A 17,202-nucleotide genomic window follows, 5' to 3' on the forward strand; every position below is an offset into this window, starting at 1 on the left:
ATCCAAAAATAGCCAAGAGTCTGACCTCGAAAAAAGGTCAAGCTACAAAGGGCTAACGGTGGATACCTAGGCACACAGAGGCGATGAAGGACGTGGTTACCGACGATATACTCCGGGGAGCTGGAAGCAAGCATTGAGCCGGGGGTTTCCGAATGGGGCAACCCTAAATACAGCCATCTGAATATATAGGATGGTATGAGCCAACTCAGCGAATTGAAACATCTTAGTAGCTGAAGGAAGAGAAAGAAAAATCGATTCCCTTAGTAGCGGCGAGCGAAGCGGGAAGAGCCTAAACCAACTGCTTAGGCGGTTGGGGTTGTGGGACAGTGATGTGGACTATAGAGGTTAGACGAAGTAGTTGAAAGCTACACCAAAGAAGGTGAAAGTCCTGTAGTCGAAAATCGAAGTAGCCTAACTGTATCCCGAGTAGGCCGGAGCACGTGAAATTCCGGTTGAATCAGCGAGGACCACCTCGTAAGGCTAAATACTACTGTGTGACCGATAGTGTAAAAGTACCGCGAGGGAAAGGTGAAAAGAACCCCGGGAGGGGAGTGAAATAGAACATGAAACCGTTAGCCTACAAGCAATGGGAGGACGATTTAACGTCTGACCGTGTGCCTGTTGAAGAATGAGCCGGCGACTTACAGGCTGTGGCAGGTTAAGGTGAAAAGCCGAAGCCAAAGTGAAAACGAGTCTGAAAAGGGCGTTAGTCACAGTTTGTAGACCCGAACCCGGGTGATCTAACCATGGCCAGGATGAAGCTTGGGTAATACCAAGTGGAGGTCCGAACCGACTTCTGTTGAAAAAGGAGCGGATGAGCTGTGGTTAGGGGTGAAATGCCAATCGAACCCGGAGCTAGCTGGTTCTCCCCGAAATGTGTTTAGGCGCAGCGGTTGGTTTCCTTGCATGGGGGTAAAGCACTGTTTCGCTGCGGGCTGCGAGAGCGGTACCAAAGTGAGACAAACTAAGAATACCATGTAAAATTCAGCCAGTAAGACGGTGGGGGATAAGCTTCATCGTCGAGAGGGAAACAGCCCAGACCGCCAGCTAAGGTCCCAAAATACTTGCTAAGTGATAAAGGAGGTGGGAGTGCATAGACAACCAGGAGGTTTGCCTAGAAGCAGCAATCCTTGAAAGAGTGCGTAATAGCTCACTGGTCAAGCGCTCCTGCGCCGAAAATGAACGGGGCTAAGCAAGTTACCGAAGCTGCGGACTCGAAAGAGTGGTAGGGGAGCGTTCTATATGGTGTGAAGCATTAGCGGTGAGCAGATGTGGACTGTATAGAAGTGAGAATGTCGGCTTAAGTAGCGAAAATATGTGTGAGAATCACATACCCCGAAACCCTAAGGTTTCCTCCGGAAGGCTCGTCCGCGGAGGGTTAGTCGGGACCTAAGGCGAGGCCGAAAGGCGTAGTCGATGGACATGAGGTTAATATTCCTCAACTCCTGTGTGGGAGCATAACTATGACGCATGAAAGATAGCTACACCCTGAATGGATTGGGAGGAGACTACGGTCTCCGCGTAGTAAAGGATAGTGCCTAGAAAAGCTAGTTATGTGTTGAAAGCATAGGACCCGTACCCGAAACCGACACAGGTAGGGTGGTAGAGTATACCGAGGGGCGCGAGGTAACTCTCTCTAAGGAACTCGGCAAAATTGCTCCGTAACTTTGGGAGAAGGAGTGCCAGCGAGAGCTGGTCGCAGTGAAGAGGCCCAGGCGACTGTTTACCAAAAACACAGGTCTCTGCAAACTCGTAAGAGGACGTATAGGGGCTGACGCCTGCCCAGTGCCGGAAGGTTAAGGAAGTTGGTTAGCTTAGGCGAAGCTGACGACCGAAGCCCCGGTGAACGGCGGCCGTAACTATAACGGTCCTAAGGTAGCGAAATTCCTTGTCGGGTAAGTTCCGACCCGCACGAAAGGCGTAACGATCTGGGCACTGTCTCGGAGAGAGGCTCGGCGAAATAGGATTGTCTGTGAAGATACGGACTACCTGCACCTGGACAGAAAGACCCTATGAAGCTTTACTGTAGCTTGGTATTGGGTTCGGGCTTTGTTTGCGCAGGATAGGTGGGAGACGTTGAGATTACTCTTGTGGGAGTAATGGAGTCACTGGTGAGATACCACTCTAACAAGGCTAGAATTCTAACTTTAAACCGTGAAGCCGGTGAAAGGACAGTATCAGGTGGGCAGTTTGACTGGGGCGGTCGCCTCCTAAATGATAACGGAGGCGCACAAAGGTTCCCTCAGGCTGGTTGGAAATCAGCCATCGAGTGCAAAAGCAGAAGGGAGCTTGACTGCGAGACCTACAAGTCAAGCAGGGACGAAAGTCGGTTTTAGTGATCCGACGGCGCTGCGTGGAAGGGCCGTCGCTCAACGGATAAAAGTTACTCTAGGGATAACAGGCTGATCTCCCCCAAGAGTTCACATCGACGGGGAGGTTTGGCACCTCGATGTCGGCTCATCGCAACCTGGGGCTGAAGTAGGTCCCAAGGGTTGGGCTGTTCGCCCATTAAAGCGGTACGTGAGCTGGGTTCAGAACGTCGTGAGACAGTTCGGTCCATATCCGGTGCAGGCGTAAGAGCATTGAGAGGAGTCTTCCTTAGTACGAGAGGACCGGGAAGGACGCACCGCTGGTGTACCTGTTATCGTGCCAACGGTAAACGCAGGGTAGCCAAGTGCGGAGCGGATAACCGCTGAAAGCATCTAAGTGGGAAGCCCACCTCAAGATGAGTGCTCTCATGGAGTTAATCCAGTAAGGTCACGGGAAGAACACCCGTTAATAGGCATTAGGTGGAAGTGTGGCAACATATGGAGCCGAGATGTCCTAACAGACCGAGGGCTTGTCCTTAAACAGATGGTTAGACTAAGTATTTCGATGAACTAATGAGTATTTTGTGCAGTCTTGAGGGTGTGAGACCACACCACTGCTTGGTGTTTTTAGCATAGTGGAACCACACTGATTCCATCCCGAACTCAGATGTGAAACGCTATAGCGGCGACGATACCTGTGGGGTAGCCTACCGGGAAAATAGCTCAATGCCAAGCTTCTCTCTTTTATGAAAAACTGAATATCTTATTCTTCAACTTTATATTCTAATCAAAGCTCTCAATCTGCAGATTGAGGGTTTTATTTGTCGTGTAGAACTACAGTAAAGCTGTCTTTCTACCATGACAGCTTGTGATATTTTCTAAGTAACTGAGAGGTCTAAAATATAAAGCTACTGATCATTCCACTGAGGAGAATAAAGCCAATCGTAACGTTCTCTTCGAAGAGTCGATTGTAGGCTTTGCGGGGAAGATTGGGTTTCCGAATTTTTAGATATTGTTTAAACCAAAGACCGACAGCGATCGCCCAAGCGATACCGTAAATCAAAAGATTAATATTCAATGTTTTGCCTAGAATAGCAAGACAAGTCGCTGTTAAGACAAAGAAAATACCGACGGCTTCGGGGGCAAATTTACCAAAAAAAATAGCGCTAGAATTAATGCCAATTTTCAAATCATCATCCCGGTCGGAGAGAGCGTAGATGGTGTCAAAACCCAAAGTCCAGAAAACTGTTGCACCCCATAACAGCCAGGTTGCAGCAGTTAAATTTTGGGTCACAGCACTCCAACTAATGAGAACGGCAAAGCCCCAGGCGATCGCCAAAACAAGTTGTGGTACCGGGAAAAAACGTTTTGCTAGAGGATAAGCAATAATCACGGGAACTGCGGCGACGCATAACCAAAAACTAAGGGGATTCGTCCAGGGATTGAAATAAAACGCTAACCCAGCGGCACAAAGAAAAAAGGCGATCGCCGTAATAATTCCTACTTTGACCGTGAGAGCTTTAGAAGCGATGGGGCGAACTTTTGTTCGTTCCACTTGGGGATCAATATCCCGGTCCCATAAATCATTCACAACGCAGCCCGCAGCACTGGTGGTAATTGCCCCAAAGATAATCACTAAGACCAGTTTCCAGTCAGGTTTGGCCTCAGCCGCTAAGAAGACAGCCCATAGGGCAGGAATGATTAGAATTAAGCGACCTGCCGGTTTATCCCAGCGTAATAAATAGATAATTTTTTTCCAGGTAGGCTCAGAAACCATAGATGTTCAACGAAGAGATGTCATAAAAAATCAGTAAATCGGAGGTAATCCTTAATAATAGAGAAGTCAGCAAAGATGACAGACATAAATCTATGGCTACTTCCGTCTATCAGCTTAAAACGAATTCCACTCAATTTGCGAATGTCACCCAAGGGGAGGACTGTACCCTAGCAGCGATTGATATCGGCACCAACTCAATTCACATGGTGATTGTCAAAATTCAACCCAGCCTGCCCGCATTTACAATTGTCGCCCGGGAAAAAGATACAGTGCGCCTTGGTCATCGCGATCGCCTCACAGGAAACCTGACGGAAGCCGCCATGGATCGTTCTTTAAATGCCCTCCGTCGTTGTCAGGATCTAGCGACGAGTTTTCAGGTGGATTCTTTAGTAGCGGTGGCAACTAGCGCCGTGCGGGAAGCCCCCAACGGTCGAGAATTTTTACAACGGATTGAAGCAGAACTAAGCTTAGAAGTTGATCTAATCTCCGGCCAAGAAGAAGCGCGCCGTATCTACCTCGGCGTTTTATCAGCCGTTGACTTTAACCAACAACCCCATGTTTTGATTGATATTGGGGGCGGTTCGACAGAAATTAGCCTGGTAGAAAGCCATGAAGCACGCTTTCTCAGCAGCACAAAGGTGGGAGCGGTGCGGTTAACCCAGGACTTTGTAAATACTGATCCAATTAGCAACCGGGAATTTGCGGCCCTACAAGCTTATATTCGGGGGATGTTAGAGCGTCCCATTGAAGAACTACAAGAACATCTTCTCCCGGAAGAACAGGTACAAATGATCGGCACCTCTGGCACCATTGAAACCTTGGCAGCAATGCACGCGATGGCTGATTTGGGGAGCGTGCCGAGTCCTCTCCACGGCTACACGTTCTCGCGTCAAGACTTGGGCAAACTGATTCAACAGATGCGGGAGCTTAATTGTCGGGAGCGCTCAAATTTACCAGGGATGTCCGATAAGCGCGCAGAAATTATCCTGGCAGGGGCAATCATCCTCCAAGAAGCGATGGATCTATTACAGCTGAAAAAAATTACCCTCTGTGAACGGGCGTTGCGGGAAGGGGTGATCGTTGACTGGATGCTTTCCCATGGTTTGATTGAAAGTCGCCTGCAATACCAAAGTTCGATTCGGGAACGGAGTGTGATGGCGATCGCCAAAAAATATCGCGTTGATTTGGTCGCCAGTAAACGCACTGCCGTATTTTCTCTGAGTCTCTTTGATCAGCTCCAGGGGGGGCTACACCAATGGGACACCGAAGCGAGGGAAATGCTCTGGGCGGCGGCGATCCTCCATAACTGTGGTCTTTACATTAGCCATGCGGCCCACCATAAACATTCCTACTATCTGATTCGTAATGCAGAGCTCCTCGGTTTCAATGAGACCCAATTAGAAATCGTCGCGAACCTCGCCCGCTACCACCGCAAAAGCAAGCCGAAGAAAAAACACGAAAATTATCAAAATCTCATCCACAAAGAACACCGACAGATGGTGAGTGAGTTGAGTGCGATCATGCGGCTTGCGGTGGCCCTTGACCGACGCCAGGTGGGGGCGATCGCCGAAATTCAGTGTGACTTTGATGCGAAACAGCGTTTACTCACCCTCAAGCTGACTCCGACCCATAGGGATGATGCCTGCGAACTAGAGCTCTGGAGTTTAAACTATAACAAGGAGATCTTTGAAGAAGAATTTGCAGTGACCGTGGCCGCCCATCTATGCCCCTAAACTCTTAAAATAGTTAATCCACGTTAATCTTTTCTTAAAATCCCTGTACCAATGGGGCGGCGATCGCCCCTGTGACTAGCCCAGATAGCCCCTTACTGCTACCCTTTAGAGAAGATTTCGTTTGTTTGACTACACTTTCTAAACTTTAAGAGAACAATTGTGGTTCTGAGTACTCCTAAAGCCGATCCGACCTCTGCTCCCTTTCCGACCCACCATGCTGCTAAGTGGCCGGGTCTGATTAACGCGTATCGCCAATATCTCCCCGTAACCGACAGCACCCCCGTGGTGACCCTCTACGAAGGCAATACTCCCCTGATTCCCATTCCCAGTATTGCCGCAGAAATCGGTCGTGGGGTGCAAGTCTATGCCAAATATGACGGCCTAAATCCCACGGGGAGCTTTAAAGACCGGGGCATGACCATGGCAATTACCAAAGCCAAGGAAGCAGGGGCCGAAGCCGTAATTTGTGCGAGTACTGGTAACACATCTGCTGCTGCTGCTGCCTATGCTAGACGGGCAGGTCTACGGGCATTTGTCTTAATTCCCGATGGTTATGTGGCCCTAGGAAAATTAGCCCAGGCTTTGTTATACGGGGCTGAAGTGATCGCCATTGAAGGCAACTTTGATAACGCCCTCAGCATCGTGCGACAAATGTCGGAAAATTACCCTGTAACACTGGTCAATTCTGTGAATCCCTACCGGCTCCAGGGTCAAAAAACCGCAGCATTTGAAGTGGTCGATGCCCTCGGTGAAGCACCAGATTGGCTTTGTATCCCCGTAGGCAATGCAGGGAATATCACGGCCTATTGGATGGGATTTTGTGAATACCATGAACTAAATAAAGCGACGAAGCTCCCCCGGATGATGGGCTTTCAAGCGTCTGGTGCGGCACCGTTTATCCAGGGAGGGCCTGTCCATAACCCGGAAACCCTGGCAACGGCAATTCGCATTGGCAACCCGGTAAACTGGGACAAAGCCCACGGGGTGCAAGCGGCTAGCCAAGGGGCTTTTAATGCGGTGACCGACGAAGAAATTATCGAGGCTTATCGCAAGCTTGGGGCTAATGAAGGCATTTTCTGTGAACCTGCCAGTGCAGCCTCGGTGGCCGGACTTTTGAAAGTCAAAGATCAAGTACCAACGGGAGCAACGGTAGTTTGTGTTCTGACAGGTAATGGTTTGAAGGATCCCGATGCGGCGATCGCCCACAGTTTATCAAAAGGGCAAACCGGAATTCCTGCAAATATGGCAGCGGTGGCTAAGGCAATGGGATTCTAGGCTGTAATTCAATCACTTCAACAAAACTGCGCCTGAATCTGCTGAGGATTTGGGCGTTTTTTTCGGCAACGAGGCAACAAGGTCATCATGTTAAGCTTGACTCCTTCTCAAATCGAACAACTCATCACCCACGCCCAGACCTGCTATCCGGAAGAGTGTTGTGGTCTGTTACTGGGGCAAAATAAAATAGTTCGGGAAATCTGGCCGACAGAAAATACTTGGACGCTGGCGTTTAGCCAAGCAATGCCGGAATTGCTCCCCCAAAATCCCCAATCCCAGTCGCGCTATGACCGCTTTGCGATCGCCCCTGCCGCAATTCTCAAAGCCCAGAAATACGCCCGCGCCCAAGACCTAGCAATCATCGGCATCTACCATTCTCACCCTGACCATGCCGCAATTCCCTCTGAATATGACCGGGCGATCGCCTGGGACATTTACTCTTACCTCATTCTCTCTGTCCACCAGCGGCGTGTCGCTGACTATCGCAGTTGGCAACTCGATGGCGATCGCCAATTTCAAGAAGAACCGATCCAGATTCAGCATTTAGATTCTGAATTCTTACAATAGAGCTAACTTTCCCCAGAGGCTTTCCCATGAGACACCAGCGTTGGTCACGTTTTGTGGTTCCCATCTTGTTTTATTTCGGTGCCCGTTTCGTCTTTCAGCAGACAGAACGACCAACCATTTCCTCCACAGCGAATCAGCCGGTCGCCCAACAGGAACAACCCCTCACCCCCCAACCCGTCAAACATCCCAATACCGAAACCATCGAACAGCAGATTCATACCCAAATCAACGCCTATCGAGCCAGTCTGGGCCTAGAACCTTTAACGTTGGACTACCGGATTACGAATGAGTCCCGCAAATACAGTGCCAAAATGGCCTCCGGTGAAGCTAGCTTTTCCCATGATGGTTTTGACAAACGGGCCGCTAGCCTTGAAAAACAAGCTTTAAAATATGCCAGTGTTGCCGAAAATCTCGCGCTTCTCCAAGGCTATGATGACCTTGCCACCGTTGCCGTAGAAGGTTGGATCGACAGCCCTGGCCACCACAAAAATATTATTGGCGACTTTGATCTCACAGGCATTGGTGTCGTTAAAAACGAAGAAGGTGTCTACTACTTCACGCAGCTTTTCCTCAAGCGCCGCTGAACAATCCCGTTGGAGTGGCTAATTACTGCTGACTTCTATCGATTGATCCTGGACATGGTTCGGGTTGTCGAGCAACTGTAATTCCGGCGTCCCTTGGGCAACGTTCAGCTCAAACCAAAACGTGGTACCAATGCCCACTTCACTGATGAGGTGAATCCGACTATTGTGTTTATCAATAATATTTTTCACAATTGATAACCCAAGCCCCGTGCCTTCGAGGGTATGCACACGATTTTCCACCCGGAAGAAACGGTCAAAAATTGCCTCTTGATCCTCTGGGTCAATCCCAATCCCTGTATCTGAAATTTCAATGCGCACCCGCTCTGGATCGTGGGGAACAGGATAGGCTCTCACGCTGACACAGCCCCCTGCTTGGGTGAATTTGAGTGCATTCCCCACGAGATTTGTTAGTACCTGTAACAACAAATCATAATGACCCAAAATCATCGGTAGATCAGTTGCTAACTCATGGGTCAGGGTGATTTCTTTATCCCGGGCGTTAAGTTGGTGGGTTCTCAGGGTTTGCTCAATGGGTTGGGAAATATCCACTTCATCAAGGCGATAAACGCGGGAAGATTCAAGGCGCGATAAATCTAAAACATCATTCACCAGACGGGTAAGGCGATCGGTCTCGTTATTGGCGGTTTCGAGGAAATCTTGCCGCTGCTGTTCCGTCAAATCATCCCCATATTCATGGAGGGTCTCAATAAAAGACTTGATGTTAAAGAGTGGGGTGCGCAATTCATGGGAAACGTTACTGATAAATTGGCTTTTGGCCTTATTGAGCTCCGCTTCTTTGGTGATGTCTTGAACGGTAATCGCAATGCCCCGCACATTGATTTTGCTCTTATCCAACACTTCAGTCAGCAAAATCCGAATTGTCGTAGCTTCTGCCACATTGTCCACCATATCTTCGAGGGTAATTTTGAATTCATTCCCCCGAATAATTTCTTCGGCATTGCCTTGGACGGCATGGTGCTCAATCAGAAAGTCTGAATCTAAGTTTTCGCCAGCGGCAATCTGATGGAGCGGCCGGGTAATTTGGGTGGTGACAGAGGCAGGTAAGTGGTGCAGGACAGTGGTGCCAATGATTGATTTTTCGTCCCAGTGAAAAATCTTGCGGGCCGTTGGGTTGGCCAAAATAATTTTTAAGTCTGTGTCGAGGAGAATTGCTCCGTCGGCAATGGTGGTGACGAGGGTTTCGAGCTTGGCTTTTTCGGAGGTGAGTTCTTCGATATTTTGCTCTTCGTAGCTAGCAAGCCGTTCGGCCATTTCGTTGAAGTTTACGATCAGTTCACCGAGTTCCCCACCGAAGGGAAGATCGATCCGTTGCTCGAAATTTCCGGCGGCAATATTTTTCACGCCATCGAGGAGTTCTTTAATCGGTCGCGTAATGGTCAGGGCGTTAAAAACACCACCGAGGATGACCATGACCCAAATAAAGACAAACACGGCGAGGGTAACATCCCGCGTCAGATTAGAAGAAGCAACAACGGTGGCATTGGGATTGATGCCCACCACAAGAATGCCTAGGTATTCGTCATTTTGGTGGAGGGGTACAAAGACATCCGTAATTTCGCCGTTGGGGGTCAAATGTTGCTTGGCAACGGGGAAAAATCCGGCGGGATTGTAATCATCTGGTGGGGTAATGCGCCGTTCGATGGTGAGGCTGTTTTGGACTTCGGCTTCGGAGTAGGGAATACCGTAGACAATTTTGCCGTTGGGATCGGCATAGATGAGGTAACGGACGTTTTCGGTGCTGTTGTAAAAGCGATTGGTGAAGAGGGCGAGGTCAGAAAGATTGTGGTCAGCGACAAGGGGTGCAACGTTTGCTGCCAGTAAAAGGCCCAGATCGCTGCCGAAACGGGTGTCATTCAGGCGGGCATCTTGCTGGATTGAGTTCACCGCCCAAAAGGTAAAACCACTCATCAGCAGGGACACGGCGAGGGTGGCTGCAGCCATCAGTTTGGTCTGCAATGTGAATTCTGACCACCAGCGGGAAAGGATATTGCGGAGTTTGGTGATGAGGGTTAGCAAGGTGTTTTCGGGGGTGAACTTACCAGATCAAGTTTGCTTTATTAAATACAATGTAACGTTTTGTTGCAAGTTACGCTTTTTTGAGGCGGTGTCCAATGTCGCGACGGTAGTACATTCCTGGGAACTGAACTTTGGGAACGGCTTGGTAGACATTGGCGATCGCCTGCTCAAAACTATGGCCACGGCAAACAATGCCAAGGACACGACCCCCATTGGTGACGAGGGTATCTCCTTCTAATTTAGTCCCTGCATGGAAAACTGTCGCACCTAGAGCTTCAGCTGCTTGGATACCTGTGATAATCTTGCCCTTTTCATAGGCACCGGGATAGCCTGCCGCCGCCGCCACGACGCAAACTGCACTACCGTCATACCACTGCAAAGGAGGCAGTTCAGCAAGGGTTTGATTAATGCAGGCGAGCATAATCTCATCGAGGGGTGTTTCGAGGAGGGGTAAAACCGCCTGGGTTTCTGGATCGCCAAAGCGACAGTTAAATTCCAGCACCTTAACCTCGCCATTTGGTGCAACCATGAGACCTGCGTAGAGAATCCCCCGGTAATCAATGCCGCGATTTTGTAAGGTTTTGAGAGTGGCCTCCAGAACATCGGTTTGGACTTGGGCCATGATCTCGGTGGTGGCGATGGGCGTTGGGGCGTAAACCCCCATGCCCCCGGTATTTTCCCCGGTATCTCCTTCGCCAATTTGTTTATGGTCTTGGGAGGGCAGCAAGGGGCGGATCGTCTTCCCATCGGTGAGGGCTAGGACAGAGACTTCCTGACCCACGAGAAATTCTTCGACGACTAAGGTTGTGTACCCTTCGGCCCAGAGGCGATCAACGGCGTTTAAGGCTTCTTCTAAGGTTTCCGCGACGATCACCCCCTTTCCGGCAGCGAGACTATCGGCTTTGACAACGATGGGCGCGCCTTGGGTTTGGATGTAGTCCTTTGCGGCTTGGGGATTGTTAAAAGTGCCAGCGGCGGCGGTGGGAACCCCTGCTTCGTTCATTAAGTCCTTGGCCCAAGCTTTACTGGCTTCAATGATTGCGCCATCTTTTTTCGGGCCGAATACGGAAATCTTGCGTTCCGAGAGAAAATCAGCGAGGCCGAGGGAAAGGGGGACTTCTGGGCCGACGGCAACAAAGGCAACGTCGTGGTCGGTACAGGCTTGGGCAATTCCCGCAAAGTCATCCACGGCAATAGGCAGATTGAGGCAATTTTCTAACAGAGCGGTGCCGCCATTTCCGGGGGTACAAACGACTTTCTGGACGTTGGGAGATTGGAGCAGTTTCCAGGCGATCGCATGCTCTCTGCCGCCGTTACCCACCACGAGTACATTCATTGTTACTAATTCAACCTTTGTTAATTGATCAATCTTTTATTCTATCGGAAGAGATTCCCCCATTGGAGGCTATGGTAAAGTTCTGGCAATGGTAAGGGCAGACAAAATGAACTTTGGCAAAATATTTTTGGGTTAGCCCAGTGATAGATCGTAAAAGTGACCGTCAAAGATTTTTTAAAAAGCATTTTCTATCGGGCATAAGTCTCGTCATTTGTGCGGTGGCAGTGGGGGTGATTTGGCAGGAATTTAGACGTATTAATTGGCCTCTTGTCTGGGAAAATTTGAATCATCTTTCTGGAGCTCAGTTAGGACTAGCAAGCTTTTTTGTGGTGTGTAGTTACGGGGCGATCGCCAATTATGATCTTTTGGCATTTCGATATCTCCAAAAAACTTTAGATACCTATAAAATCGCCTTTACAGGGTTGATCACCTATGCCATTAGTCCAAACGTGGGTTTTGCGTTTCTGTCGGGGAGTATGTTGCGCTATCGCCTCTATCGTCAGTGGCAAGTGTCCCATTTAGAAATTGCTCAGGTTATTGCCTTTACCAATTTAAGTTTGTGGGTCGGGTTATTGCCCATTAGTGGCATTATTTTTACGATTTTTAAGTTTCCCCTACCAACGGGCATTCAATTGCCTTTTTTTGCAAAATCATTACAGGGATTTGGCATTCTTTGTTTAGGGATTAGTGCTTTATATGTGCTGGGTTCTTGTGTGTTTAAAAAGCCATTGCAGTGGCGTAATTATCAGTTTAAATTTCCTTCATTGCAACTTTCTCTTCAGCAGGTTCTTGTATTTAGTTTGGATTGGGGATTTGCCGCTCTAGCACTGCATTCTCTGTTGGCGCCACCCCTCAATTATCCTGTTTTTTTCGGAGTTTATGTACTAGCGATGGTCGCCGGCCTAGTGAGTACAATTCCCGGTGGTTTGGGGATTTTTGAGACGGTGATTCTCTTTTTCTTGCAAGACACCCAGCCAGAGGAGGTCATTTTAGCCACCTTAATTGTTTTTCGGGGTCTGTACTATCTGTTGCCCTTTGCGATCGCCGTTGCCGCTTTACTGTTGTTTGAATATCGCCAAACTCGCAAACCTAAGCAGTTCTAGGCAAGGAATCTGGTACTGCCCAGGCGGCTAGGTCTAAATTTTGGGTGAAAATCTCGTCAATGGGTAGCAGTTTCCCGGTGGTGGTCAGGAATTTATGGTCTGGGGTCGCCCGAATCATTTGGCCATTTTCCAGTTCATATTCATACAAAAAGCGATCGCCCCGTTGGTGCCACTGTTCAATGGGTTGGGTGTAAATCAAGCCCTGGGCATCAACACTGTACACATGGCAGAGCAATTCCTGTTCCACAATAGTCTGGATCGGCAGCACCCCATATTCAACGGTGACGACAGGTGTGTCCCCGGCGAGGCAATATTCCGCAAACTTCACCATCTGGTCAAATAGATCTCTGGCGATCGCCTCCGAAACCCCATTGGTCGCCGCCCCCTCCACGAACTTAGCTTCATGTTTTTTCATTTCGTCAATTTTCTTTTTACCCATCGCCCGCCGCAGCAGATCCGCTTCCCCGAGGGAATAGCCCGCCAAATCCTGGGCCATTTTCATAATCTGTTCTTGGTAAACCAACACCCCATAGGTTTCATTCAAAATCGACTGCAAAAGCTCGTGTTGATATTCGATCTTTTCGACGCCGTGTTTGCGGTTAATAAAAATCGGAATTAAGCCCGCATCTAAGGGGCCAGGTCGATAAAGGGCAAGGACAGAGGAAATATCCTCAATGCCGGAGGGGCGCAAATCCTGGACAATTTTTTTCATGCCGTCGGATTCTAGCTGGAAAATCCCCTCTAGATCCCCCCGACCAAACAGATCATGGGTTTTATCAATATCACCCGGTAACTTTTTCGCATGGCCTTTACTAATAATTTCTAGGGCCTTGCGTTCATCGAGGGGCAACTGATCGAGATCCAGTTCTACGTGGCGATATTCCTTGATCAAATCCGCCGCTTTTTTGATGGTAGTGAGATTTTTTAGGCCGAGAAAATCCATTTTCAGCAGCCCCATCGCCTCCACATCTTCCATGTAATATTGTGTGATCACCGCCCCTTCATTGTTACGCTGGAGCGGTACCGCTTCATCTAAAGGTGTTGAAGAAATCACCACCCCGGCGGCATGGACGCCAAAGGTTTTGTTCGTGCCCTCAATGCGGATCGCCATATCGACCCAGCGGCGCACCTGGGGATCGGTTTCGTAGCGACGTTTAAATTCTGGTTCTGGCGTATCGTCGGAGATCATCACCTTCAGCTTGGCAGGTTTGCCCCGGGCCACAGGGATCATTTTTGCCATCATGTCCGCTTCTCCGTAGGGAATATCCAGCACCCGTGCCACATCTTTGAGCACGGCTTTGGAGGTCATGCGGTTAAAAGTAATAATTTGTGCGACCCGGTCTTCACCATATTTTTCGGTGACATATTTGATCATTTCATCCCGCCGCTCGATACAAAAATCCGTATCAACGTCCGGCATGGATTTCCGTTCGGGGTTGAGGAACCGCTCGAACAGCAGACTGTGATGAATTGGGTCAATATTCGTAATGCCAAGGGAGTAGGCCACGAGGGAACCAGCCGCAGAACCCCGCCCTGGCCCGACAGGAATATCATTGTCCCTGGCGTATTTTACGTAATCCCATACCACGAGGAAGTACGTGGAAAAGCCCATCTGCTGCATCATTTGCAGTTCGTATTCGAGGCGTTCTTTGTAGGTGGGATCGACTTCGGCCTGGGTTTTGCATTTGAGTCGTTTGAGGAGTCCGTCCCAGGTGACTGCTTCGAGGTAACTGTCAGCGGTGTGGCCCTCGGGGACGGGGTAATCGGGAATGCGGGGTTCCCCCAGGATTTTGTAGGGTTCGACCTTGGCAGCAACTTCGAGGGTATTGGCGATCGCCTGGTCAATAATCCCTGGGTCGAGGTGATCCCGAAAGAGTTTACGCATCTCATCGGCGGATTTGAGATATTCGGTGCCGCTGTAGCGGAGGCGCTTATCTTCGGTGATTAATTTTGCGGTTTGAATACACAAGAGGGCATCGTGGGCTTCCACGTCGTAGCAAGAAATGAAGTGGGAGTCGTTGGTGGCGATGATTTTAATGTCGAGTTCCTGGGCAATTTTGACGATCTCCACATTGACGATGCGGTCTTCCTGGGAGCCATGGTCTTGGATTTCGAGGTAATAGTCATCGCCAAAAATATTTTTGTACCACTTCGCCACTTCCCGCGCCCGCTGATATTCGCCCTTGAGGATACATTGGGGCACTTCGCCACCGAGACAAGCACTGGTCATAATCAGCCCTTCGTGGTGTTGCTCAATGAGTTCTTTATTAATGCAGGGGCGGGCGAAAATCCCTTTGCCTTGAAAGCCCTTGAGGTGCGAAATGGTGGTCAGTTTCACCAGGTTTTTGTAGCCCTGGGTATTTTTCGCCAGAACGACCTGATGGTACTTTTTAAACCGTTGGGTTTTGTCTTCGATGTCGCCGTTGATCACGTACATTTCGTTGCCAATGATCGGCTTGATCCGCTTATTGCGACAGGTTTTTAGCAGTTCAATCGCCCCGTACATTACCCCATGATCCGTTAAGGCGATCGCCGGCATTTTCAGTTCTTCGGCCCGTTTAATGAGGGGCTTAATCTGGGAAGCGCCATCGAGCAAACTGTAATCACTGTGGATGTGGAGACCGACAAAAGACATGGCGAGGGGGCACTCTAGTAGGGGAAGTAGACCCTCATTTTAGGCGATCGCCTTTCACTATGACGGGGGAAATGCCGGGATTATTCTAGGGGAACGTCACCATAGATTTCCTGGAGGGGAGCATTCAGATTTAGGGCTTCGATGTGGGCGATCGCCTCTAGACCTTTATAGGTTTGTAGAAGCCAGATATCAGCTTTTTGACGACGAAAACATTCCACCAGGTATTGATCCACATTGATGAGGAGATACTCTTGCAGACTGGGAATTTCCCGGTAAAACTCAAACTTGCGTCCCCGATCAAAGGATTCTGTTGAGGGGGAAAGCACTTCTACAATCACCGTGGGGAATTGAATATAGCTGAGTTGTGGCTCGTCTCGCTGGTCACAGGTGACAACTAGATCTGGATAGAAAAAACGACGGCGATCGCCCACATTAACTTTCATATCCGAGATGTAAGTCCGACAGCCCGCAGCCCGGAGTCCATTTTTCAAGAGAATTAAGAGATTACTACTGATCAGATTATGATTGCCCGTGCCCCCAGCCATGGCGTAAATTTCACCATCGATATATTCATGCTTAATTTCGCTCGTTTGCTCAAGGGCTAAATATTCTTCTGGAGTGAGGGGTTGGTAGTCAGAAAGGGCAATCATGGCAAATCTCAGTCAGCGCACCATTCCATTGTGGCAAAAGAGTTGAGGGATGGTTATGAACCTTCACTCTGGGGTGCGAGGCGTAACAGTTGACCTGAATTTGCATCCGTCAAAACGTAGAGGTAACCGTCGGGGCCTTGGCGCACATCCCGCACCCGTTGGCCAATGGGAATCCGCGACTCGGCGATCACATTTCCCCGTTCGTCAACTTCTAAGCGGCGAATATCCCGGGAAACCAAGCCCCCTGCAAATAAATCTCCCTGCCAATCCAAAAGGCGATCGCCTGTATAAATTGCTAACCCAGAAGGGGCGATCGAAGGGGTCCAAACCCGCTGGGGATCCGTAATTCCTGGGGCTGTCGTTGCGGGAGCCACAGGTCGCCCGGTCGCATATTCCGCACTAAAGGAAACCTTGGGCCAACCGTAATTGGCTTCTTCCTGAATCAGATTCACTTCATCACCGCCCCTAGAGCCGTGTTCCGTCGCCCAAACCCGTTGAGTCATTGGGTCAAAGGCCAGTCCCTGAATATTGCGGTGGCCGTAGCTCCAAATTTCCGGTAAAGCGCCCGGCTCATCTACAAAGGGATTGTCATCAGGAATTGAGCCATCATCGTTAATGCGAACCACTTTCCCCAGATGGCTATCGAGGTTTTGGGCCTGGTTCCGGATAAACTCGCCATCCTGCTCTAGGGGCGGATTTCCACCATCACCGATAGAAATCAGTAATGTTTGATCCGGGAGCCAAGTCAGCCGAGAACCGAAATGCTGTCCCCCTTGTTTGGTACGCGCCACCTGAAAAATCACTTCCCAATCCGTCAATTTTTCCCCGTCAAATTTGGCCCGGGCGACCCTTGTGCGGTTTGCATCCTGGGTACCAAAGGCATAGGTAAAGTAAACCCAATTGTTTTGTTCAAAGTCTGGATGAAGGGCAATATCTAACAATCCCCCCTGTCTCGAAGCAAACAGTTGTTGGGCTTCAGCGGCGGAGACTTCTGCAACCCCGGCGATCGCCTCTGGTTCTAACACCCCATCCCGCACCAGGCGCAACCGTCCCGGCCGCTCTGTGATCAACATATCCCCATTGGGCAACCACGCAACCCCCCAGGGACGTTCCAAACCTTCAACAATTGGCGTCACTGTCACGGCATCCACCGCTAAATCCTCCGCCTGGGGACTCATGAGCGTCGGCGTTGCTTC

11 protein-coding genes and 2 rRNA genes are annotated in these 17,202 nt (G+C 49.7%); 7 read left to right on the forward strand and 6 right to left on the reverse strand.

What is annotated here, in order from left to right:
* Positions 1-35 precede the first annotated feature (35 nt).
* Together AWQ23_RS07170 and rrf are read left to right on the forward strand one after the other, a co-directional pair.
* Positions 36-2,847: ribosomal RNA gene (locus AWQ23_RS07170) — 23S ribosomal RNA — on the forward strand.
* Between the two features lie 79 nt (positions 2,848-2,926).
* A 5S ribosomal RNA gene (rrf, locus tag AWQ23_RS07175) occupies positions 2,927-3,044 on the forward strand.
* Between the two features lie 160 nt (positions 3,045-3,204).
* Here the strand turns inward: rrf and AWQ23_RS07180 are convergent.
* A complete protein-coding gene (locus tag AWQ23_RS07180; RefSeq protein ID WP_062433869.1) occupies positions 3,205-4,086 on the reverse strand; it encodes a 4-hydroxybenzoate solanesyltransferase in 882 nt (293 codons plus the stop codon).
* 92 nt (positions 4,087-4,178) lie between these two features.
* Between AWQ23_RS07180 and AWQ23_RS07185 the strand changes: the two genes are divergently transcribed.
* From AWQ23_RS07185 to AWQ23_RS07200, 4 genes are all read left to right on the forward strand, one after another.
* The gene (locus AWQ23_RS07185) at positions 4,179-5,819 is read left to right on the forward strand and encodes a Ppx/GppA phosphatase family protein (protein ID WP_062433872.1); all 1,641 of its coding nucleotides are present in this window, start codon (positions 4,179-4,181) and stop codon (positions 5,817-5,819) included.
* 165 nt (positions 5,820-5,984) lie between these two features.
* Positions 5,985-7,094, forward strand: a complete 1,110-nt coding sequence (gene thrC / locus AWQ23_RS07190; RefSeq protein ID WP_045442698.1) for a threonine synthase — start codon at positions 5,985-5,987, stop codon at positions 7,092-7,094.
* 87 nt (positions 7,095-7,181) lie between these two features.
* Entirely contained in the window at positions 7,182-7,661 is a 480-nt protein-coding gene (locus AWQ23_RS07195; RefSeq protein WP_062433875.1) for a Mov34/MPN/PAD-1 family protein, read from the forward strand.
* A gap of 26 nt (positions 7,662-7,687) precedes the next feature.
* Entirely contained in the window at positions 7,688-8,245 is a 558-nt protein-coding gene (locus AWQ23_RS07200) for a CAP domain-containing protein (RefSeq protein ID WP_062433878.1), read from the forward strand.
* 18 nt (positions 8,246-8,263) lie between these two features.
* Here the strand turns inward: AWQ23_RS07200 and nblS are convergent, their stop codons facing one another.
* Complete coding sequence (nblS, locus tag AWQ23_RS07205) at positions 8,264-10,282, reverse strand: two-component system sensor histidine kinase NblS (RefSeq protein WP_062433881.1); 2,019 nt, start codon at positions 10,280-10,282, stop codon at positions 8,264-8,266.
* Positions 10,283-10,352: 70 nt separating this feature from the next.
* Positions 10,353-11,618, reverse strand: coding sequence for a phosphoribosylamine--glycine ligase (purD, locus tag AWQ23_RS07210; RefSeq protein ID WP_062433885.1), 1,266 nt, complete (start codon positions 11,616-11,618; stop codon positions 10,353-10,355).
* A gap of 281 nt (positions 11,619-11,899) precedes the next feature.
* Here purD and AWQ23_RS07215 point away from each other — a divergent pair, with 281 nt between their 5' ends.
* A complete protein-coding gene (locus AWQ23_RS07215) occupies positions 11,900-12,721 on the forward strand; it encodes a UPF0104 family protein (protein ID WP_232308985.1) in 822 nt (273 codons plus the stop codon).
* On the opposite strand, the gene AWQ23_RS07220 is transcribed toward AWQ23_RS07215, so the two are convergent.
* The 3 genes from AWQ23_RS07220 to AWQ23_RS07230 form a co-directional block, all read right to left on the reverse strand.
* Positions 12,708-15,356 carry a trans-splicing intein-formed DNA polymerase III subunit alpha N-terminal partner DnaE-N gene (locus tag AWQ23_RS07220; protein ID WP_062433888.1) on the reverse strand — a complete coding sequence of 883 codons (2,649 nt, stop codon included), beginning with the start codon at positions 15,354-15,356 and terminating at the stop codon, positions 12,708-12,710. The two genes, AWQ23_RS07215 and AWQ23_RS07220, sit on opposite strands and share 14 nt — an antisense overlap.
* Positions 15,357-15,436: 80 nt before the next feature.
* Positions 15,437-16,006, reverse strand: coding sequence for a Uma2 family endonuclease (locus AWQ23_RS07225; RefSeq protein ID WP_030007211.1), 570 nt, complete (start codon positions 16,004-16,006; stop codon positions 15,437-15,439).
* A gap of 53 nt (positions 16,007-16,059) precedes the next feature.
* The gene (locus AWQ23_RS07230; RefSeq protein WP_232308997.1) at positions 16,060-17,184 is read right to left on the reverse strand and encodes a PQQ-dependent sugar dehydrogenase; all 1,125 of its coding nucleotides are present in this window, start codon (positions 17,182-17,184) and stop codon (positions 16,060-16,062) included.
* Positions 17,185-17,202: the final 18 nt, after the last annotated feature.

This window comes from Picosynechococcus sp. PCC 73109 (assembly GCF_001521855.1).
GTDB lineage: Bacteria > Cyanobacteriota > Cyanobacteriia > Cyanobacteriales > MRBY01 > MRBY01.